The organism is Neobacillus ginsengisoli, assembly GCF_030813055.1.
In genome coordinates, this window is the sequence record NZ_JAUSTW010000015.1 from 35,403 (window position 1) to 55,974 (window position 20,572).

The following is a 20,572-nucleotide window of genomic DNA, read 5'->3' on the forward strand; positions in this document are numbered from 1 at the left end:
TTTACTCATCCTTTTTACTCATCCTTTTTTCTTGTGCTATCGTTTGTGTGAAGCTCTTTCGGCCGTTTCAGCATGTTTTTAAAACGAACTCGGAATGTAGCAGGTAAAACACTAGATGGTACAAACGGAGAGTAGGGTGTCATAAACGGAATCCCAAAAGAGCGAAGATTCACGAGATGAATAAAAATGATAAAGATAGCAAATATGAGCCCTACTACTCCGAGAAAGGATGAGAAAATATAGACAAAATAACGGAGGATACTTAACGTTCCAGTTAGTGACTGATTGACTAAAGTAAAGGTTGAAACGACAGAAATTGCCATCATGACTACTATACCTGGGGAGGAGAATCCAGCACTGATGGCAGCTTGCCCAATGATTAAACCACCTACAACGGATAATGTTTGGCCAACAGTAGAAGGGATCCTAAGTCCAGCCTCTCTAAGCAACTCAAATAAAAAAAGCATGATGAAGCCCTCCAGGGCAGCAGGCAATGGTACACCCTCTCTTGACAAGGTCAGTGTTGCCAACAACGTATAGGGAATTTGATCAGGATGATAGGCGACTAAAGAAATCCAAAATCCTGGAAGGAAAACGGATACTAGTAAGCTGAAGATTCTTAGTACCCTACCGAAGCTTGCAAAAGGGGACGTAGAATGTTGATCCTCTGCGTTATTCACGAAAAATGGCAGGGTGACCGGTCCAATTGTCGCAGTCGGGGAGCCTTCAACTAATATAATGAATCGACCAGTAAGTAAACAACTTACAGCATAATCAGGCCGTCCGGTGTATTCCAATAAAGGAAGAAGACTGTAAGTCCGATCGGTAATAAGCTCTTCTATTTGCGTAGACGAAACAACGGCGTCGACATTAATTTCTTTTAGACGGGATCGTACCTGTGCTAATAAATCCAGTGAAATAACGTCCCTCAAATATAGAACTGCAACCCTAGTTTTACTTCTGGTTCCGATTACAAATTCATCGTAACTAAGAGAGGATGTTTTTAATCTTTTCCGAATTAAACCTACATTTGTTTGCAGCTCTTCAACAAACCCGTCCCTTCCTCCTTTCAGAGTAACTTCTGTACTAGGCTCTTCTACTGATCTTGCAGGTAATTGAGCTACTTTGATTGAATAGGCCAGCTTAAATTCAGGGAGCAAAAAGATCAATTCGCCTTCAAAAATTTTTTGGGCGATGTCTTCGGGTAATAAATCTGGCTTTAAGGAGGTTAAAGGGAAAACAACCTTCGACTCTAATTCCTTTGAATCACCGGAAAAATCATTTTCCAGCACCTCATGAAGATGAGGCAATATCGTTCTTCTCAATTCTTTTATATCAATGAGACTTTGACAATATACTGTAAGAATAGAGAACGTATGTAAGTCTTTGCCTAAATGCTGTTTTTGGATGTAGACATCGTTGCATCCCTCAAACCATCCCTGTAAAACTTCCTCATCCCACTTGATGTTACTCGTATCTTGAACAACATGTTTAATGCGCTTCATTTGATTTTATTCCTTTCTTCTTATTCACAATCAAGGATAGGAACGCTAAGAATACAGAAAGAAAAAGAATTAATGCTACAGAGTACGGCATAAATAGGCGGGATAAAAACCAATAAAAAGAAGAATCGTTAATAGACCAAGTTGACAGCAGAGTTATCCCTCCGAGAATGAAGATCTGTAATCCATCTTTTACCTTCTTATTTGTAATTTGCAGAAGATCAGGGATTAAAAAAGTAAGAAGTGACAAGCGGATGAAAGCTCCTACAAACCACTGATAAACGGATAAAAAGTCGAGATGTTCAATATAGCGACCAATTGCTACAAGCCTCCATTCCTCAAAGGCCGGGTAACGTTGCTTTGCAGCTACGAATGGTCCAAACTCTGTGATCGCTCCAATTGTTGGTCCAAGTGTAAGTGTTATAAAAATGATCCCGATCCAAATAAAAGATGTGAACTTTATTTTTGTATTTACGTATTGATGCAAATATAGGATAAAGCCTAACTCGATATAACCTGACACAGGATATATCATGCCATTTATGATCGGTGAGATGCCATGCTCCAAATATGGTTTTAATAAAGAGAAATCTTTATTTGGGAAATTTGCCGTCATGACAAAGAAACCTAAAACAAATACGATCGGCAGAAGGATACCTGTTGTTAGGGCTATGGATTGAATCCCGTGCCTTGAATTATAAAAACAGATAATAGAAAATAAAGCTCCTAAAAAAAGTTTAGGTGTCATCGGGAGATAAAACGATAAAAAAGTTAACGTTTCCTTTAAAGTTACAACACTCAAGAAGAATAAGTATAAGAGGATTATTGCCATTAATGGATAGGCAATAAAAACCCCGAAGTTCCCCCTAAGCCAAAGAAACAGCTGTTCTCCATTCATACGTTTTTGGATAAAAAAGAGAATAGGAATCAAAAATAGATAAGCAACGGATGAGAACAAAATGGTAATCCAGGAATCACGACCAGAAACGTCCAGTAACATAGGGATAATAACTACATGGTTGATAATGCCTGTGCTGCCAATTAGAATAAGAGACATTTGTAGCAGACTTATTGTTTGTTTTTTCAAGTGTATTCTCCTAGTGAACCTATCTTCAATTCCATGATAGTATAACCAGCTGGGATTTTTTCTATGATAAGGAGGCAATTCCAATCTCTTATAAACAACCAAACTTTTCAGCATACAGGTACTAATTATGGCCAATACTAACTTTAAAATAGTTGAATCGAATGGGGGAATGTGGTATATTTATATTCGTTCTTAACTGACCAAAAAACTAAAACAGTCAAAAAAGGAGTTCCGATGGCTACTGATAGAAGAAAGATGATTATTGAGGCCTCGACCAAGTCCTTTTCATTGTTTGGCTATAAAGCGACAACGATGGATCAAGTCGCAAAGCTTGCAAACGTTGGGAAGGGGACAATTTATACTTTTTTTAAAAATAAAGAAGAGCTCTTTGAAGAAATCATTTCTACGATGGTAAAAGAAATGATTGCTGAAGCTGAAAGTGTGATTCAACCAGAATTAACTTTTACTGAAAATGTCCATCGTGCCCTTTATCGGTTATTAGAATTTCGCTCACAGCACCAGCTAATGATTAAATTGATCCAAGAAGAGAGGGAAATGGGAACCTTAGCTGTATCTGAAATGCTTCAACACATTGAGGATGAAATCATTGCATATTTAAAAAAGAAAATTGAAACCGCAATAGACAAAGGAGCAATTCCGGCGGCTGACACTGAAATTACCAGCTTCCTGCTTTTGAAAATGTATATTGCACTTGTTTCCGATTGGGAAAAAAATCATCAGCCGCTGAGTTCAGAACAAATCGCAGAGTTAATGGAAATATTCTTATTAAAAGGATTATCACAATGGTGATTCTTCTTTTTTAAAGAAAAATGACCAGTTGGGAAAAACAGTCATTTAGAAAAGTTAATAGGAGGAAAACAGATGAAGGTGTTAGCATCATTAAAAAGTGAATTTTTAGGAATCCTCCGTAATCGTAAGCTGCTTATTGCAGTTATCGGGGTAATGACGATTCCACTGCTTTATAGCGGAACATTCTTATGGGCATTTTGGGATCCATACGGCCATGTGGACAGAATGCCGGTCGCCATTGTAAATCAAGACCAAGGAGCGGTTTATAACGGCAAAAAGTTAGAGATTGGCAATGATTTAGTGAAGAATTTAAAAAAGAAGAAAAGCTTTGAGTGGCAATTTGTCAGTGAGAAGCAGGCGAATAAAGGGCTTAAAAATCAGAAGTATTATATAAAAGTTGAAATTCCAAAAGATTTTTCCAAAAATGCCACAACCTTGCAAAGTGACCATCCGAAAAAATTAAATTTGATTTATACTCCAAATGAAGGCTTTAATTATCTGTCTTCAAAAATTGGTGATTCAGCCGTTACCAAAATTAAGGATGAAGTGGCAAGCACTGTTACCGAGACTTATGCAGAATCAATTTTTACTAATATTAAGGATGTTGCAAAAGGATTAGACAAAGCAAGTAATGGTGCCGGAGATCTTTATAATGGCATTGATCAAGCAAAAAATGGTGCAGGGGATTTAAATACAGGGATAAATACTGCCAAAAGCGGCGTTGCTGACTTAAGTAAGGGTGCCAAATCCGTTGACTACGGTGCCAAGCAAATCCAACAAAACCTTACGCTGCTTGCCAAAAAATCAGTGGAGTTTTCACAAGGTGTTGTGTCTGCTTCGACAGGGGCTAAACAAGTTCAAAATGGACTTCAGCAGTTCGGGTCAGGGCTTGGTCAAATAAAGGCCGGCAATGCCCAATTGTTAGATGGAGCGAAAAAGTCCGAAGCAGGTGCCAAGCAATTATCTGAAGGATTAGATTCAGCAGCAGCAAAGCTTCCGGAGCTTCAAAACGGCTCCAAGCAACTGGCTGATAATATGGGTCAGCTTTCTTCATCGATTGAGAAATGGAAACAAGGAGCAGGGGACACCAAGACAGGAGCTGACAAAGTAAGCCAAGGACTTCAGCAAGTAGTTACCCAAGTCAGTGCAATGGCCGACGGTACTGCGGATCCTGCTGAAAAGGCAAAGCTTGAAGGCTTGGAAGCAAGCTTGCAACAGCTATCAGAAGGCAGTCAAAAGGTTTCCGGGGGCGTTGCAGTATTATCAGATAATGCAGGCCTTTTAAAACAAGCATCTGATCAATTAGCAACAGGAGCAGGTCAACTGAATCAAGGGCAAAGTCAATTTGCAACAGGCGTTAGTCAACTGTCTGCAGGTGCGAAACAGCTTGCAGGCGGGCAGGAGCAGCTAACACAAGGCTTAAGTGTTTTCGCTTCAAAGCTGGCTGAGGCCGAAAATGGTTTTAGTCAAATTACCGGTGGTAACAGCAGTTTAACAACCGGATTAAATCAATTAGCAGCGGGTTCTGTACAGCTTCAAGATGGAACCAACCAGCTGGCACAGGGTTCTACCCAATTAGCGGATGGCACAGGTAAACTTTCCGAAGGGAATACGGACTTGAAGAATGGAATTGACCGTCTTGCCGGTGGTTCTTCAGAATTGACAAGCGGCATGGGGAAACTCTCAGATGGATCGAAAGAGTTAAGTACGGAACTGAATAAGGGTGCAAAGGACGCAAGTGATGTCAAAGCGAATAAGGGTGTCTACAATATGTTCGCGAAGCCAGTCAATCTAAAAGAAGACCGGATGAACCATGTTCCGGACTATGGTACCGGATTTACCCCTTATTTCTTATCGTTAAGCTTGTTTGTCGGAGCACTGATGCTTTCGATTATCTTTCCAATGCTTGAACCGGCGGCAGCGCCGAAAAGCGGCTTTGGCTGGTTTGCCGGTAAATTAGGCATTTTGTTAGCGGTCGGTATTGGTCAGGCGCTTTTGGCTGACTTTGTGCTCCTGCAAGGACTCGGATTAGTCGTGAAGAGTGTTCCATATTTTGTTATGTTAAGTATTTTTACCAGCTGGACGTTCTTAGCGATTATTCAATTCCTGGTAACGGTTCTTGATAATCCAGGCCGTTTCTTAGGGGTAATCATCCTAATCCTGCAATTAACCAGCAGTGCCGGAACGTATCCAATTGAATTGGTGCCAAAGATTCTGCAAAAATTGAATCAATTCTTGCCGATGACCTATTCAATTGCCGGATTTAGAGCGATTATTTCAACAGGCGATTTTGGCTTTTTATGGGCGAATATCGCACATATGGCGATTTTCTTTGCTGCGTTTATCACGGTAACTCTTACATTCTTTGTGGTTAAATTCAAACGTCAGAGCGGTCCGCAATTTCAATAAAAGAAGAGCTATCTCCTTTTGCAGGAGATAGCTTTTTATTTTACATTTGCATATCTGCTCTTAAGTGAACGGTTATAATGGTTAAACTCTTTGTATGCGAAGCTATCACTTTTTTTAAAAGAATGAGCTTGAACTTTTCCTTTGCTGTTTGAAGTGTATTCCTCAATCAGGCTTAAAAACATTCCAAAACCAAAAACAACCATGCAGGCAACCATGATTCCGATCCCTAATATAGAGAGGAAATATCCTTGGTTGTAACCGCTTGCAAAAAGGCTGAATAAAAAAAGAATCATTCCGAAGCTAATTCCATAAATAGTGGCCTTTTTAAAAGTGAGTAAAGTGTTTAACTGTTTTCCCTGCATCGTTATCAACTCCTTATACTGAATATTCTATCAATTGTCACGAAATTGTCAAATCTTTTTTAAAATTTAGTGAACTTTACATTTAAAAATTGCTTCTGGAAAAAAACTCGGGTATAATGCCCCGAGTTTGCGTTAGTGATTAGAAAGTTACTTTGAACTTTGATAACTGTCTAGCTCCATAAGAGTATGCTTCGGAAGCGATACCTCGCACGAAAGAAAAGCGTTAGCTTTTCTGAGGAGCGCCCAGCGACTGGTGTACTTCGCTAAACGGTCGCTTCCGCTTTTCTTATGTCCGTTTACTTATATTTTCCTGTGCCATTTTCACTAGCTCACGAACCATGCTCCCGCCTAATCTTCCGCCGACTTTTCCTGCCTGTTCTGAAGTCAGCTGTCCATTGTACCCTTTTTTCAATGGAACTCCAGTTTCTTCCGCCGCTTCAAACTTCGCATCCTCAGGGTTTTGAACATTTACTACCTTTGCTTTTAGCTGATCCAAGCCGCTTCTAGCTTCAGGGACAAGGATTTTGTTTCTTCTGGCCATGGTGATTCCTCCTTTCCCTTATCATTTCCCCGCCTGAAAAAAATAATAAACTTCACTGGATAAATCCTTTTTTATCCAGTATAATAATTGTTAAACAATTCGGAAAAAGTCAATGAAAAAGAAAGTAGTTATCTGTGAAGTATTAGCGAGCCAGGGGTGGTGGAAGCCTGACGGGGATCAGATAATGAAGCGCACTTTTGAGACGCCTGCCTGAAAACAGTAGGGTATGCCGGAGAATACTCCGTTAACAATGTAAGCTGGTTCTTTTGAACAATTAGAGTGGTACCGCGGGTTGAACTCTCGTCTCTTTATTTAGAGGCGGGGGTTTTTTGTTTTAGAAAAATAAAGGGAGGTCTTATGAAAATGAATTTTAAAAAAGAACTTGCAGCCCTGCTTTCTACGTCACTAGATAATGAAATCCCGGCGAGTGAATTAGAGCTGCTAATTGAAAAGCCAAAAAGCGAAGTGCATGGTGATTTAGCTTTTCCCTGCTTTTTCTTAGCAAAAACTAAAAGAAAATCACCGAATGTGATTGCTGAAGAATTAAGTAAAAAAATTGCCTCACCTATTTTTGAAAAAATAGAAGTCATTGGTGCCTACGTGAATATTTTTTTAAACAAACAGACGGTTGCCCAAAAGCTGATAACCGATATCTTACAGAAAAAGGAAAGCTATGGTGCTCTTGATTTAGGAGAGGGTGGTAAGGTAACGATCGATATGTCTTCTCCGAATATCGCCAAACCCTTTTCCATGGGGCATTTGCGCTCAACTGTTATTGGGAACTCGTTAGCCTTAATTGCGGATAAATGTAACTATTATCCGCTAAAGATAAACCATCTTGGCGATTGGGGTACGCAATTCGGCAAGCTTATCACGGCTTATAAGCTTTGGGGTGAAGCGGAACAAGTAAGAAAGAATCCCATTAAAGAACTGTTGGCACTATATATCAAATTTCATGAGGAAGCACAAACGGATCCATCCCTTGTTGAGGAGGGCCGAAAATGGTTTAAACGCCTGGAAGAAGGAGACGCGGAAGCATTAACTCTATGGCAATGGTTTCGCGATGAATCACTAACAGAGTTTTCGAGAATTTATGAATTAATGAACGTTCAATTTGACTCGTTTGCCGGGGAAGCCTTCTATAATGACAAAATGGACCCGGTTGTTAAACTCCTCGAGGAAAAACAATTGCTGGTTGAATCTGATCAGGCCTTAGTGGTGGAGTTAACTGAAGAGCAACTGCCGCCATGCCTAATCAAAAAATCGGATGGAGCCACCCTTTATGCAACCCGTGATTTAGCTGCGGCTATCTATCGGAAGGAAAACTATGATTTTAAGAAATCCCTGTATGTAGTCGGACATGAACAAAGTCTCCATTTTAAACAGTTAATCGCTGTTTTGGATAAAATGGGTTACGGGTGGGCTCAGCAAATGGATCATGTTCCGTTCGGGATGATGTTAAAAGACGGAAAGAAAATGTCAACGAGAAAAGGAAAGGTTATTCTGCTAGAAGAAGTACTTAATGAATCGATCTCAATGGCACGACAAAATATTGAAGAAAAGAATCCTAACCTGTTATATAAAGACGAAGTCGCAAGACAGGTCGGAGTTGGAGCCGTCATTTTCCATGACTTAAAAAACCATCGGATGAATGATATCGAATTTTCTCTTGAAGAAATGCTTCGTTTTGAAGGGGAAACAGGTCCATACGTGCAATATACGTATGCGAGGGCGTGTTCCATTTTACGAAAAGGCCAATGGCAATCAGAACTTTCGGCAGAAATAAATCATGATTCTTGGGATAAGGAATGGAAGGTCATTAGCTATTTAATGGAATTCCCAAATACTATTAAAAGAGCGTTTGAGAACTTGGATCCGTCACAAGTCGCTAAATATGTAATTGACCTGGCACAAGCCTTTAATAAATACTACGGTGAAGTAAAAATTCTTGAAGAAAGTGCTGAGCAACAAGCAAAATTAGCACTTACAGCTTCCGTTACAATTGTTCTTAAGGAGGGCTTACGATTACTGGGGCTGGAAGCTCCTGAGGAAATGTAGGGTGAAATATTTTAATAAATAGCTGATTTTGGTTAAAATTAAACAGAATAATTTGGGGAGGTAGATTTGATGAGTGAATTATTGTTTAAGCATTTTGAGCTAACAAGAAGCTTTTTTTTAAAAAATGTTGATGCACTGGATGAGAGCATAACTGAAGTACAGCCTGAAGGCTTTAATAACACGATTCATTGGCATGTGGGCCATGTATTAACGGTAGCAGAGCAATTTATGTTTGGTTTTCCTAAAAAATCAAACAGCTTACCGGAAAAGTATATGGAACTATTTGCTACTGGTACGAAACCGGCTGATTGGCAGGGAGATGTCCCTTCTGTCAGCGAATTATCGGCACAACTAAAAGAACAAATGAAGCGGATTAAGGAGATTCCGGCAGAGAGTTTGAATGAAAAGCTAAAAAATCCATTCCTTGGTCTTGAAACGTTTGGCGAGGTTGCTAATTTCGCCATTTTCCATGAAGCCAACCATTTGGGACAAATCCATGCAATGAAACGCGTGATTGTAACTGCTTCAGCGAAATAATGAATGTAAAGGCTGGCCTCTCCATAGAGTCAGCTTCTTTCATTTTAAAAATTCCGAAGCTGAAGTTTAAATGAGGAAACTATACTAAAGAAAAAATGGAGTAGTTGTCAGGAGCGATCGTATGAGTCTTGGGTTTGCAGCATACCAATCACCAATTGGAATCATTCGTGTTATCGCAGATGAATCCGGTGTGAAAAGAGTTGAGCTTTTCGAAGAGGATTGGAATAAGTTTTTGAAAGAGAATCCAACGATTAAAGAGGATAGGACACTTTGCGGCGAAGCCGTACGCCAATTAGATGAGTATTTTAACGGGCTGAGAAAAGAATTTGATTTGCCGCTTTCCATTGAGGGAACAGAGTTCAGAAAGAAAGTTTGGAATGCGCTGTTAAATATCCCGTATGGAGAAATCCGAAGCTATTCAGATGTGGCAGAAATGATTGGCAATCCGAAGGCCGTTAGAGCGGTGGGTCAAGCAAATAGGGCTAATCAACTGCCGATTATTATACCTTGTCACCGCGTCATCGGTAAGGGCGGAAGTTTAGTTGGATATGCGGGCAGCAACACGCCCATTAAAGAAATGTTGCTTGAAGCAGAAGGACACAAAACAAAATCCTAGATTTTTACAGTGCTTTTGTAAAGGGCATAGGGATAAAAATTCCCTATGCCCATTTTAATTCAAGTACTTTCGTAATAAACAGATGTCTTTCGAGAAGAATAAATAAAAATCTACCATCGCATTAAAAAAGAGTAATTCTGTTTTGTTAAAAAGAAAACACTTCATAAAAACGATTGAGTTGTGATAAAATCAATCGGGTAATTCTAATTAGAATATTTTGGTGGGTGAAATCACATGCTCTCTTCTATCAAGAGGCTATTGATAGGCCGTCCGTTAAAATCGACGGCATTAGGCGAACAAAAACTGAATATATTAAAGGCTTTAGCGATTCTGTCATCGGATGCATTATCTTCGGTTGCATACGGGACAGAACAAATCCTGATTGTGCTGGCAACCATTGGTGCGGTTGCTTTTTGGTATTCCATACCGATTGCAGTTGGGGTATTGTTTCTCTTAGCGGCACTTATTTTATCGTATCGGCAAATTATCTTTTCCTACCCACATGGCGGAGGGGCATATGTCGTATCCAAAGAGAATCTAGGCGTTAATCCGGGATTAATTGCCGGTGGTTCCTTATTGGTTGATTACATACTGACCGTGGCTGTAAGTGTGTCTGCCGGAACGGATGCGATTACATCTGCGTTTCCGGCACTGCATCCGCATACCGTGTTTATTGCTTGTATTTTAGTTGTTTTGATTACTCTTTTAAATTTACGTGGTTTAACGGAGTCAGCAACCATTCTGGCCTATCCGGTATATTTGTTTGTACTAGCCATTTTGGTTTTAGTTGGTGTTGGTATTTTTAAAATTGCCACAGGCCATACCTCTGCTTCGATCCATCACGCTCCAATTGGTGCACCGGTTTCGGGGATTACGCTATTCTTACTGCTCCGTGCTTTTGCATCAGGCTGTTCTGCGTTAACGGGTGTTGAAGCTATTTCGAATGCAATTCCAAACTTTAAAGATCCCGCGCCAAATAATGCATCGAAAACGCTGATATTAATGGGATCTTTGTTGGCGTTGCTTTTTTCCGGTATCACCTTTTTAGCGTATTATTATGGAATTGCTCCAAAGGCAAGCGAAACCGTTGTCTCGCAAATTGCCAGAGAAACATTTGGGCGCAATTACCTCTACTTTTTTGTCCAGGGAACAACAGCTTTGATTTTGGTCCTTGCAGCCAATACCGGTTATTCAGCCTTTCCACAATTAGCGTTTAACTTAGCAAAAGATAAATATATGCCAAGGATGTTTACCATAAGGGGAGACCGTCTCGGTTATTCGAATGGGATTGTTTCCTTAGGAGTCGCATCGATCCTGCTTATCATTACCTTTCATGGAAAAACAGAACATCTAATTCCCCTTTATGCGGTAGGGGTGTTTATTCCGTTTACTTTGTCGCAAACCGGTATGATTATCAAGTGGCTTCGCGAAAAGCCGGCAGGGTGGATTGCGAAACTAAGTGCTAACTTTATTGGTGCGCTCATTACCTTAACCGTTCTACTTATTTTCTTTATTACGAAATTTAGCCAAGTATGGTTTGTTTTTGTCTTTTTGCCACTAATTGTTATTTTCTTTCATCGAATTAATACGCACTATGAAGCTGTTGGCGAACAATTAAGAGTTGACCCTGAACATCCGGCAATTCCGATTGAAGGAAATGTCATTATTGTCCCCGTTGCAGGAATCACAAGGGTTGTGGAGAACTCTATCAATTATGCCAAGTCGTTAACCGATCAAATTTTCGCTGTTTATATTTCCTTTGACAGGGAAGATGAGAAGCGCTTTGAGGAAAAGTGGCAGAAATGGCAGCCGGATGTTCGGCTTGTTACTTTGCAATCCCATTATCGCAGTGTGCTTGTGCCACTTTCGAAATTTATTGATACCATTGAACATAAAGCAAGCGAAAATAATTACAGGGTAACCGTCCTGATTCCACAATTCATTACAAAGAAAAGCTGGCATAATATCTTACACAATCAATCAAGCTTTTTGATTCGCGCTTATCTTATTTTTAAAAAGAGGGTTATTATTTCTACCCTGCCTTATCACTTTAAAAAGTAAGGTTACTATTTTAAAAATTAAATATATATTGGTTTTCTAGGGTTCCGCGGTCAATATGCCGGTCTGGTCCAAGAGAAAACGCATATCAAATGATATGTACACGGAAGGATAAAAGCCTGGGAGAGATGTCGGTGAACGATATTTTTCCGGGCTTTTTTGTTTCTAAAAGATAAGAATGTATAAATTTTTTGACTTTGAGAATGTCTAGCACCGGCGCCCGGCGACGAGACGACTTCGCTAAACGGGCGCTTGCGCATTTCTTATATAGGGGGAATTTGAATGATGGAAATATTAATTACAAACAAATGGGTTATTTTGCTGACGCTGGAGGTGTTAGCATGGTCATCGACATTTTTCCTTCTATATGCCAGATATGGGTTGAAATCAAAAATATGGTTCAAAGCTGCAACAGTTTTATTTGCTCTAACAGGGGTGATTCCTCAAGTGTTAATGGGAATCATTAATTTTATAGTAACGAGAAAAATTGATTTATTTACTTTAATCATTTTGTTATTAATTTTATATGGTTTTACCCTAGGGAAAAACCAAGTCAAAAAAATGGATATCTGGGCGCAAAAGAAATTTTCTACTAAACAATCTAACGAAAAAAACCACCATTAATCAGTGGTTTTCTTCGTTTTCTTTATTAAAAAGTAGATGACAGCTAATACGAGGGCGGCAATAATAAGCGGCAACACATATGGCTGTGCGTATTCTTTTACATGTGACCAGTTTTTACCTAACACCTGTCCTAAATAAAGGAATAGGATACACCAAGGCACAGTAGCGGCCACCGTATATAGGGTAAATTTTCCGATTGGCATTTTAGAAATACCGGCAGGAATGGAAATAGCTTGTCTTACGACAGGAATAAAACGGGCAAAGAAAACCACGCCGGCTCCATATTTTATAAACCATTGTTCTGAAAGGTCAATGTGGCTCTGTTTAAGAAGGATGTATTTTCCATACTTTTGCAAAAATGGACGTCCTCCATAATAGCCTGCCCAATATAAAAATAATTGGGCGATGGTTCCGCCGATTGTTCCTGCAATAACTGCTCCAATGAAATTTACATGACCTTGCGAGACCATATACCCACCATAACCCAAGACAATTTCACTTGGGATGATCTCTACCATTAATGCAAGGGCAATGCCCGGATAGCCTAATTGTGACAAGAATAATAAAGCAGAGTAAATAAAATCTTTCATAATCCACCTTCACTTATATATGTTTTAACTTTATTTAGTGTATCCTAGTTTGAATCATAATGAAATATATATAGTTGCTTGTTAATAAAATATTAATATGTAATTTGTTTTCATTTAATATAGATGAAATGCAGCCGGGAGACAAATAATAATAAAGAATCAATCGAAATAAAAGCTTTAAATTTGTAAAAGAATTGAAATAAGCTATTTGACCTATTATTTGATAAAATGGAAAAGGATTAACCATGTAACCCTATCATCTTGAAGCTTTCTTTTATACATATTTTCATACAAAGTTAGTAATTAGTTCTCATTTTATGGTTTGAACGGAGGAGTTAGGCTTTGAAAAAGCATCATCAAGACATACGGGATCTTATTTATGTTCATTTAAATCAAACGGATCAGTATGTAATGTCATACGGCATCGAATTCAATGAATTCGCTGCTGCTTTTTCAGGTTCATTAAATCATTTGCTTTTATTAAAGCACCGCTTTGATGATGCTGATTTTAATATGCACACACTGCTTGAATATTGTCCGGATGGCAGAATAGCGAAGTTAGCGGCAGAAGATGTCTATAGTTATGGAAATTTCTGTTGGATTGATTTTCTTGAAGAAGAGGTTTTAAATGAGCTCACCGGCCAGGAAATAGCGGAATTATTATATTTAGGTCATCAAAAACAACATTTGAAATTACCTTTTTATAATAAATTAGGAAATCGATTTGTTTACTTGGCTCATGACGATGGCTGGTTTAACAAAATCTATTACCGCAGCTTTAAAGACTTTTTCCATTTGCTAAGTCTGGCAATAGCAGATAAATTAGGGACGTTAAAGCTGGAAAAATCACTCTTAGGTATCAGAAAAAAACGCTCCTATCCTCCGGTGAATAAAGAAATTCTTCTTTCTTTGACACCGTTCATCAAAGAAGGAATCTGTATCTCTTTAAAGGATGCCGATCATCAGCGCAGTCGAATAGAGATTCCAATTTGGGTAATTGGGGACTTTGCAAATATGGATGATATGTATGAGGAATATGAACAAATTGCGGGTAAACCGTGTCATGCTAAAATCATCTTTGATAAGAAAACAAAAGAGTGGAAGCTCAATGTTATTTAAATCTCTCCGGATAAAAGGAGAGATTTTCATTTATGCGCTTATTAATTTTACGGTCGATTGTTTTTAGGCAAGCAGTGGATTTCATAAAATAGTAAATAGAAAAAAGTTGGGTGAAAATTCTTTTAAAAACATGATAGCAAAGTACCCGTTTTTATTTGATTTATTTGATAAAGTGTTAAAATATAAAAGTGAATGAGAATATGGAGGTTTCGTATGAAAACAAAACTTGGTTTATTATATGGTGGAAAATCCGCTGAGCATAAAGTTTCCTTGCAGACGGCTCTTGCTGTTATTCGTGCGCTTGATCATGAAAAATTTGAAATTCATCCTATTTACATAAATGTTGAGGGGCAGTGGATCAAAGGTCCTCAATTAACCGGACCGGTAGAAAATGTGACGGCACTTGAATTTTCACAGGGAAATCAATTATCCCCATTATCATTGGCACCTGCACTATTTCAAGCTGAAAAACAAGAACAACAACCCTTGGATGTTATTTTTCCGCTTTTGCATGGTCCAAATGGCGAAGATGGAACGGTGCAAGGGTTATTGGAATTATTAAATCTCCCTTATGTTGGTAACGGAGTTCTTGCATCTGCGGCGGGTATGGATAAAGTTATGATGAAAAATGTGTTTGCTCAAGCGGGGCTCTCGCAAGTGAATTATGTTGCTTTTATAAAAAGTGAATGGGAAATGGCGAAAGAGGCAGCCTATGCCGAGGTGGAACAGGTTCTTGGTTATCCTTGTTTTGTTAAGCCGGCCAACCTTGGTTCAAGCGTAGGAATTAGCAAGTGTACGAATCGCACAGAGTTGGATGCCGCTTTTGGCGAGGCTTTCCAATTCGATCGCAAAGTGATTATTGAAGAAGGTGTTGTAGCCCGCGAAATCGAAGTAGGTGTTCTTGGAAATGACGCCCCTGAGTGTTCGGTTGCCGGTGAAATTGTTCCGAAGAAAGATTTTTATGATTACAAAGCGAAATATGAAGATGGTGAGACAGCTCTTATCATTCCTGCAGATATTTCGGTGGAAGATTATGGCCAAATTAAAGAGATGGCGATACGTGCTTTTAAAGCATTGGATTGTTCAGGGCTTGTTCGTGCTGATTTCTTTTTAACGAAGGATGGAAAGGCGTTAATTAATGAAGTGAATACGATGCCCGGATTTACGCCGTTTAGTATGTTCCCGCTATTGTGGAAACACACCGGTGTTGAATATCCGCAATTAATTGAGCGTTTGGTGAACCTTGCAAAAGAAAGACACGCTGAAAAACAAAATATAAAATATACTTTCTAGAATAACGGTGACACGGCTGATGTGCCGTGTCCATTTCTTTTGAAAAAGGAGGAAAATATCCATGATAAAGAGGTCGCTTAAGCAGATTTCCGAGATGATTTCGGCGAAAAATGATCTTTCCCCGTTTGCGGATGTCATGATCAAGGGAGTTTCAATTGATTCCCGAAAAATCGAACAAGGCCACTTGTTTATTCCCTTTAAAGGTGAGCGTTCGGACGGACATATTTTTGTTGAGGAATCTATCCGGAAAGGAGCAGCAGCTGCACTTTGGCAAAGTGATGTCCCGAACCCACCTACGCATTTGCCAATTCTAATAGTGGACAACTGCCAGGTTGCCCTGCAGGAATTAGCGCGAAAGTACCGAAAAGAATTGCCTGTAAAAGTGGTTGGAATAACAGGAAGCAACGGGAAAACAACGACGAAAGATATGACAGCCGGGCTCTTAGCCATACAATATAAAGTCCAAAAAACAGAAGGTAACTATAATAATCATATCGGACTGCCGCTAACTGTTTTGGGATTACACGAGGACACGGAAATTGCCGTCCTAGAAATGGGCATGAGCGGAAAAGGAGAAATCGAATTTCTTACGAAGCTTGCACGTCCGGATGCTGTAGTGATTACGAATATCGGAGAATCTCATTTACTTGACCTCGGTTCCAGGGAAGGGATTGCCGAAGCAAAGATGGAAATTTTGAAAGGACTGCAAGACGGCGGTCTTGCTGTACTACATGGTGATGAGCCGTTATTGATGGAGCGGATTCATCGTGATCAAGGAAATATAAAAATCCAAACCTTCGGCAGAAATGATACAAATGATTTATACCCTATCGAAATCCACCAGCTTGACAAAGGAAATCAGTTTACGATTAATGCCTCCAATAGTAGCTTTGAGCTCCCTGTCTTAGGGACGCATAATATTCTAAATGCACTTGCATCCATGTTAATTGCCAAGTATTTTTCGATTCCTTTTGAAAAAATGAATGAAGGCTTAGCAAGGATAAAACTGACAAATATGCGTATGGAGCTTGTTGAAGGAAAGCACGGTGAAAAAATCATCAATGATGCCTACAATGCCAGCCCGACTTCGATGATGGCTGCGATTGAATTGGTCTCAAATCTTCAGGGGTATGAACAGAAAATCCTTGTTCTTGGAGATATGCTTGAGCTGGGACCGCAGGAAGAGCAATACCATCTTCAAATTGGAGCAGGGCTAAATGCAGACCAAATTGATTTGGTGTTCACCTACGGGCAGTTAGGCGGACATATCGCCAAAGGTGCACGTGCCGCTTTAGGCGAGCAACGGGTATATGCTTTTACAGATAAGGCGGAACTTATTCAAGAGCTGGAGCAGCACTTATGTGAACAGACATTGGTTTTAGTCAAGGCATCCAGGGGAATGAAATTAGAGGAAATCGTGATATCCTTACAAAAAAGCTGATGTTCGTATTTTATGAAATTTTTATTTTTGGACAATACTGTATGAAGTAAATGTCCTTAATGGCAGGTGAGCGACCGTGATTGGCTGTTTGTGCATTCATGGCTTTACAGGTGCTCCATATGAAGTGGAGCCCCTGGTAGAGTATTTAACTGAACGAACAAATTGGGTATTCAGTGTGCCGACTCTACCCGGTCATGGGGATACGCTCTCTTTAAAAGGAGTGCACTACCATCAATGGATTGAACATGCTGAGACCGAATTAAACCGGCTTATTCAAACATGTGATGAGGTGTATGTGATTGGTTTTTCCATGGGAGGCCTTATCGCCAGTTTTCTTGCGGCAAATTATCATGTGGACAAGCTTGTTCTTCTTAGTGCTGCAGCGTATTACGTAAATCCGAGGCAGATTGCAAGCGAACTAAAATCGATGATGATTGACTCGCTAAGAGGAAACTTATTGGATAATGAATTATTTCAGCGTTATAAAAGAAAAATAAAAGAAACTCCCCTTGCGGCTACATGGCAATTTCGTCAATTGGTCTCTTCTATCAAACCACTTTTAAATCAAGTGGAGGTACCAACGCTAATTGCACAGGGTGAGTGTGACGGGATTGTGCCGCCGAAAAGTGCTGAATACTTGTATCAAACGATTGGTGCAAAGCAGAAAAAGCTTACTTATATAAAGGATTCTAAGCATCATATTTGCCATTGTGAGGAAAAAGAAGCCCTATTTTCTCAAGTGTTGGACTTTTTGATGGAGCGGTAAGGCTGGTTTGAATCTGTCGTAAACTTGTCTTTATTGCAAAATAGTGGTATGATATTCATCAACGTGTCTAAAGAACGATAAAAAAAGGGCATACTCCTTTGGAGAATGTCTTTTTTTTGGTAAAATAAACTTGTTACCTAATTACGGCATTTTGATGCGTATCGGGAGAAAATATTCAGCACTTAAATAAAAATATTTTCAAATAGATGAAGGAGAATGAAAACATTGACAAAGTTTCAAGACTTAGGCCTAAGCCAGGCCACTTTAAAAGCTGTTCTCAAAATGGGTTTTGAGGAAGCTACACCAATCCAAGCAGAAACGATTCCATTGAGTTTAGAAAATAAAGATTTGATCGGGCAAGCTCAAACAGGAACAGGTAAAACAGCTGCATTTGGTATTCCGTTAGTTGAAAAAATTGATACGAGCATGGATGCCATCCAAGGGATCATCATCGCACCGACTCGCGAACTGGCGATTCAAGTATCAGAAGAGCTTTATAAAATTGGAGCGGGCAAAAGAGTTCGCGTGTTGCCGATTTACGGCGGGCAAGATATCAGCCGTCAAATCCGTTCATTAAAGAAAGCTCCTCATATCATTGTCGGTACTCCTGGACGTGTTTTGGACCATATTAATCGTAAAACAATGCGCCTTGATACTGTAAATACAGTTATTCTTGATGAAGCAGATGAAATGTTAAATATGGGATTCATTGAAGATATAGAATCTATTCTTGCTTCAACACCAACAGAGCGCCAAACATTGCTTTTCTCAGCAACAATGCCAGGCCCAATTCAAAGAATGGCCGAAAAGTTCATGAAGGATCCACAAATCGTCCGTGTTAAAACGAAAGAAATGACTGTTCCATCCATTGAGCAATATTATCTTGAAGTGATGGAAAAGAATAAATTTGACGTGTTAACAAGACTTCTTGATATTCAATCCCCGGAATTGGCTATTGTATTTGGCCGTACCAAGCGCCGCGTTGATGAATTATCCGAAGCATTAACCTTAAGAGGGTATACAGCAGAAGGTATTCATGGTGATTTAAGCCAAGCAAAACGTTTATCTGTCCTTCGTAAATTTAAAGAAGGAACGATTGATGTTCTTGTTGCAACAGACGTAGCTGCAAGAGGACTCGATATTTCCGGCGTAACACATGTTTACAATTTTGATATTCCGCAGGATCCTGAAAGCTATGTTCACCGAATCGGCCGTACAGGTCGCGCTGGTAAAACAGGTGTGGCACTAACATTCATTACACCGCGCGAAAAATCTTACCTAGCTGTAGTCGAAAAAACGACGAAGCGTAAAATGGAAAAAATGAAAGCTCCGACACTTGATGAAGCGTTGGAAGGCCAGCAAAAAGCGGTTGTAGAAAAAATCGTGCAAACGATTGAATCCAACAATTTACATTACTACAAAGCGGCAGCCCAAGAATTGCTTGAGGAAAATGATGCTTCAACAGTTATCGCAGCTGTTTTGAAAATGTTAACAAAAGAACCGGACACTACACCAGTTAAACTGACCGAAGAGCAGCTTCCACAAAAAAGAGAAAGAAAACCGCAGGACCGTGACCGTAGAAGAAGAGATGATTCCAGAGGTTCATACAATGCGGATCGTAACAGAAAAAAAGCACCGGTAAAACCAAGAACCGGTGAAAAAAGAACCGGTGGAAAATCAAAACCAAGAAGCTTTAATCATTAATAAAAAAGAGCATGGACACTTGTCTATGCTCTTTTCGGTTTTCACAACCTTTATCGTCACATTTCGAGGTCAACCTTTTTTATAATACCAATTTATATCATCTTATCTTTGAGAATTGTCTAGCTCCAGCGCCCAGCGGCTAGTGTACTTCGCTCTTCTCCATGCGATAAGTCAACATCGGATCGCTCCGCTCTCCGTGTTTCCTTTATCTCAGTCGAAGCGCTCCAGTCCTGTCGTGCGCTAAACGGGGCGCTTGCGCTTTTCTTATCTTTGTATCAAAAAACCAAGGATGGCAATGATAATAATTGCGCCCCAGATAATCACTTTTAATGGTGATTGGTAGGATAGTTTTTTTCTATTGCTTTCAGCCCAATTAACTACACTTTTCATTGAATCGGAAAAATCACGTTTATTAAAATAGGGGATAGCACCGATTGCAAATCCTGCCATTAATCCAAATAAATGAGCTGTAATATTAATATTCGGTTGTAAAAATGTCATAATCAAACTAACAGCACAAAGAACGATGATAATTTGCGAGTTTTGCTTGCTGAGCCAACTTTTTCGGAACATAATGATGGCAAGGTAAAAACCAAATAAACCAAAAATCGCACCACTTGAACCAACATGCGTATATGTGATGGGTTCAAGCTCTAGTGTGGCGATATTTGCGATGATTCCGGAAACAAGGTAGACAACTAAAAATTTACCGCTGCCAAGCATCCGCTCCAATGCAGGCCCGAAAAGGAGAAGGGAAAAACTATTAAACACTAGATGGGCAAGACCGCTATGCATAAAGGTTGGTGTAATAAGCCTCCAATATTCCCCTTCCTTAATATACAAATTTACACCTGAGAAGGTTTCAATAAACCAGTAGTTAGGGAATATCGGCAGAACAGTGAAAAGATATAATACTAAATGGATGGCTATAATAATAGAAACAATCGGATAAAAGCGGATAAATTCCCGAAAGCTCTCCGTTCTTGTAAACATCATAAACCTCCTGTTTATTCTTATAAAATCATTTTTGCCTTATTTTTAAACTTGTACACTAT

18 protein-coding genes, 1 riboswitch and 1 other annotated feature are annotated in these 20,572 nt (G+C 39.5%); of the genes, 12 read left to right on the forward strand and 6 right to left on the reverse strand.

The window, feature by feature from the left end:
* Window positions 1-14 precede the first annotated feature (14 nt).
* Together gerXA and gerXB are read right to left on the reverse strand one after the other, a co-directional pair.
* Window positions 15-1,505 carry a spore germination protein GerXA gene (gene gerXA / locus J2S10_RS25850; protein ID WP_307413830.1) on the reverse strand — a complete coding sequence of 497 codons (1,491 nt, stop codon included), beginning with the start codon at window positions 1,503-1,505 and terminating at the stop codon, window positions 15-17.
* Entirely contained in the window at window positions 1,492-2,589 is a 1,098-nt protein-coding gene (gene gerXB, locus J2S10_RS25855; RefSeq protein ID WP_307413832.1) for a spore germination protein GerXB, read from the reverse strand. The genes gerXA and gerXB overlap by 14 nt, the downstream gene beginning before the upstream one ends.
* Window positions 2,590-2,823: 234 nt before the next feature.
* Between gerXB and J2S10_RS25860 the strand changes: the two genes are divergently transcribed.
* Entirely contained in the window at window positions 2,824-3,399 is a 576-nt protein-coding gene (locus tag J2S10_RS25860; protein ID WP_307413833.1) for a TetR/AcrR family transcriptional regulator, read from the forward strand.
* A gap of 72 nt (window positions 3,400-3,471) precedes the next feature.
* Window positions 3,472-5,808 carry a YhgE/Pip domain-containing protein gene (locus J2S10_RS25865; RefSeq protein WP_307413835.1) on the forward strand — a complete coding sequence of 779 codons (2,337 nt, stop codon included), beginning with the start codon at window positions 3,472-3,474 and terminating at the stop codon, window positions 5,806-5,808.
* A gap of 35 nt (window positions 5,809-5,843) precedes the next feature.
* On the opposite strand, the gene J2S10_RS25870 is transcribed toward J2S10_RS25865, so the two are convergent.
* Both J2S10_RS25870 and J2S10_RS25875 read right to left on the reverse strand, forming a co-directional pair.
* Window positions 5,844-6,170 carry a hypothetical protein gene (locus tag J2S10_RS25870; RefSeq protein WP_307413836.1) on the reverse strand — a complete coding sequence of 109 codons (327 nt, stop codon included), beginning with the start codon at window positions 6,168-6,170 and terminating at the stop codon, window positions 5,844-5,846.
* Between the two features lie 286 nt (window positions 6,171-6,456).
* Window positions 6,457-6,711: an alpha/beta-type small acid-soluble spore protein gene (locus tag J2S10_RS25875; RefSeq protein WP_307413838.1), complete on the reverse strand. Its 255-nt coding sequence runs from the start codon at window positions 6,709-6,711 to the stop codon at window positions 6,457-6,459.
* A gap of 103 nt (window positions 6,712-6,814) precedes the next feature.
* Window positions 6,815-7,022: a binding site (T-box leader), on the forward strand.
* Between the two features lie 52 nt (window positions 7,023-7,074).
* Here J2S10_RS25875 and argS point away from each other — a divergent pair.
* From argS to J2S10_RS25900, 5 genes are all read left to right on the forward strand, one after another.
* Window positions 7,075-8,769: an arginine--tRNA ligase gene (gene argS / locus J2S10_RS25880; protein ID WP_307413840.1), complete on the forward strand. Its 1,695-nt coding sequence runs from the start codon at window positions 7,075-7,077 to the stop codon at window positions 8,767-8,769.
* Between the two features lie 69 nt (window positions 8,770-8,838).
* The gene (locus tag J2S10_RS25885; protein WP_307413842.1) at window positions 8,839-9,306 is read left to right on the forward strand and encodes a DinB family protein; all 468 of its coding nucleotides are present in this window, start codon (window positions 8,839-8,841) and stop codon (window positions 9,304-9,306) included.
* Between the two features lie 121 nt (window positions 9,307-9,427).
* Complete coding sequence (locus J2S10_RS25890) at window positions 9,428-9,922, forward strand: methylated-DNA--[protein]-cysteine S-methyltransferase (RefSeq protein WP_307413844.1); 495 nt, start codon at window positions 9,428-9,430, stop codon at window positions 9,920-9,922.
* A 234-nt stretch (window positions 9,923-10,156) separates the two neighbouring features.
* The gene (locus tag J2S10_RS25895) at window positions 10,157-11,983 is read left to right on the forward strand and encodes an APC family permease (RefSeq protein WP_307413846.1); all 1,827 of its coding nucleotides are present in this window, start codon (window positions 10,157-10,159) and stop codon (window positions 11,981-11,983) included.
* A 25-nt stretch (window positions 11,984-12,008) separates the two neighbouring features.
* Window positions 12,009-12,108: riboswitch (guanidine-I (ykkC/yxkD leader) on the forward strand.
* Window positions 12,109-12,262: 154 nt separating this feature from the next.
* The gene (locus J2S10_RS25900; protein ID WP_307413848.1) at window positions 12,263-12,604 is read left to right on the forward strand and encodes a hypothetical protein; all 342 of its coding nucleotides are present in this window, start codon (window positions 12,263-12,265) and stop codon (window positions 12,602-12,604) included.
* Here J2S10_RS25900 and uptA read toward each other — a convergent pair.
* Window positions 12,601-13,197, reverse strand: coding sequence for an undecaprenyl phosphate transporter UptA (gene uptA, locus J2S10_RS25905; protein WP_370876293.1), 597 nt, complete (start codon window positions 13,195-13,197; stop codon window positions 12,601-12,603). The two genes, J2S10_RS25900 and uptA, sit on opposite strands and share 4 nt — an antisense overlap.
* Before the next feature lie 339 nt (window positions 13,198-13,536).
* On the opposite strand from uptA, the gene J2S10_RS25910 reads away from it, so the two are divergent.
* The 5 genes from J2S10_RS25910 to J2S10_RS25930 all read left to right on the forward strand — a co-directional run bounded on the left by J2S10_RS25910 (window position 13,537) and on the right by J2S10_RS25930 (window position 19,517).
* Window positions 13,537-14,313, forward strand: coding sequence for a hypothetical protein (locus tag J2S10_RS25910; protein WP_307413852.1), 777 nt, complete (start codon window positions 13,537-13,539; stop codon window positions 14,311-14,313).
* A 213-nt stretch (window positions 14,314-14,526) separates the two neighbouring features.
* The gene (locus J2S10_RS25915) at window positions 14,527-15,606 is read left to right on the forward strand and encodes a D-alanine--D-alanine ligase (protein ID WP_307413854.1); all 1,080 of its coding nucleotides are present in this window, start codon (window positions 14,527-14,529) and stop codon (window positions 15,604-15,606) included.
* 61 nt (window positions 15,607-15,667) lie between these two features.
* The gene (locus J2S10_RS25920) at window positions 15,668-17,047 is read left to right on the forward strand and encodes a UDP-N-acetylmuramoyl-tripeptide--D-alanyl-D-alanine ligase (RefSeq protein ID WP_307413856.1); all 1,380 of its coding nucleotides are present in this window, start codon (window positions 15,668-15,670) and stop codon (window positions 17,045-17,047) included.
* 76 nt (window positions 17,048-17,123) lie between these two features.
* Window positions 17,124-17,813, forward strand: coding sequence for an alpha/beta hydrolase (locus J2S10_RS25925; protein ID WP_307413861.1), 690 nt, complete (start codon window positions 17,124-17,126; stop codon window positions 17,811-17,813).
* A 225-nt stretch (window positions 17,814-18,038) separates the two neighbouring features.
* The gene (locus tag J2S10_RS25930) at window positions 18,039-19,517 is read left to right on the forward strand and encodes a DEAD/DEAH box helicase (RefSeq protein ID WP_307413864.1); all 1,479 of its coding nucleotides are present in this window, start codon (window positions 18,039-18,041) and stop codon (window positions 19,515-19,517) included.
* Window positions 19,518-19,781: 264 nt separating this feature from the next.
* Here the strand turns inward: J2S10_RS25930 and J2S10_RS25935 are convergent, their stop codons facing one another.
* Window positions 19,782-20,510, reverse strand: coding sequence for a rhomboid family intramembrane serine protease (locus J2S10_RS25935; protein ID WP_307413868.1), 729 nt, complete (start codon window positions 20,508-20,510; stop codon window positions 19,782-19,784).
* Between the last annotated feature and the right edge of the window lie 62 nt (window positions 20,511-20,572).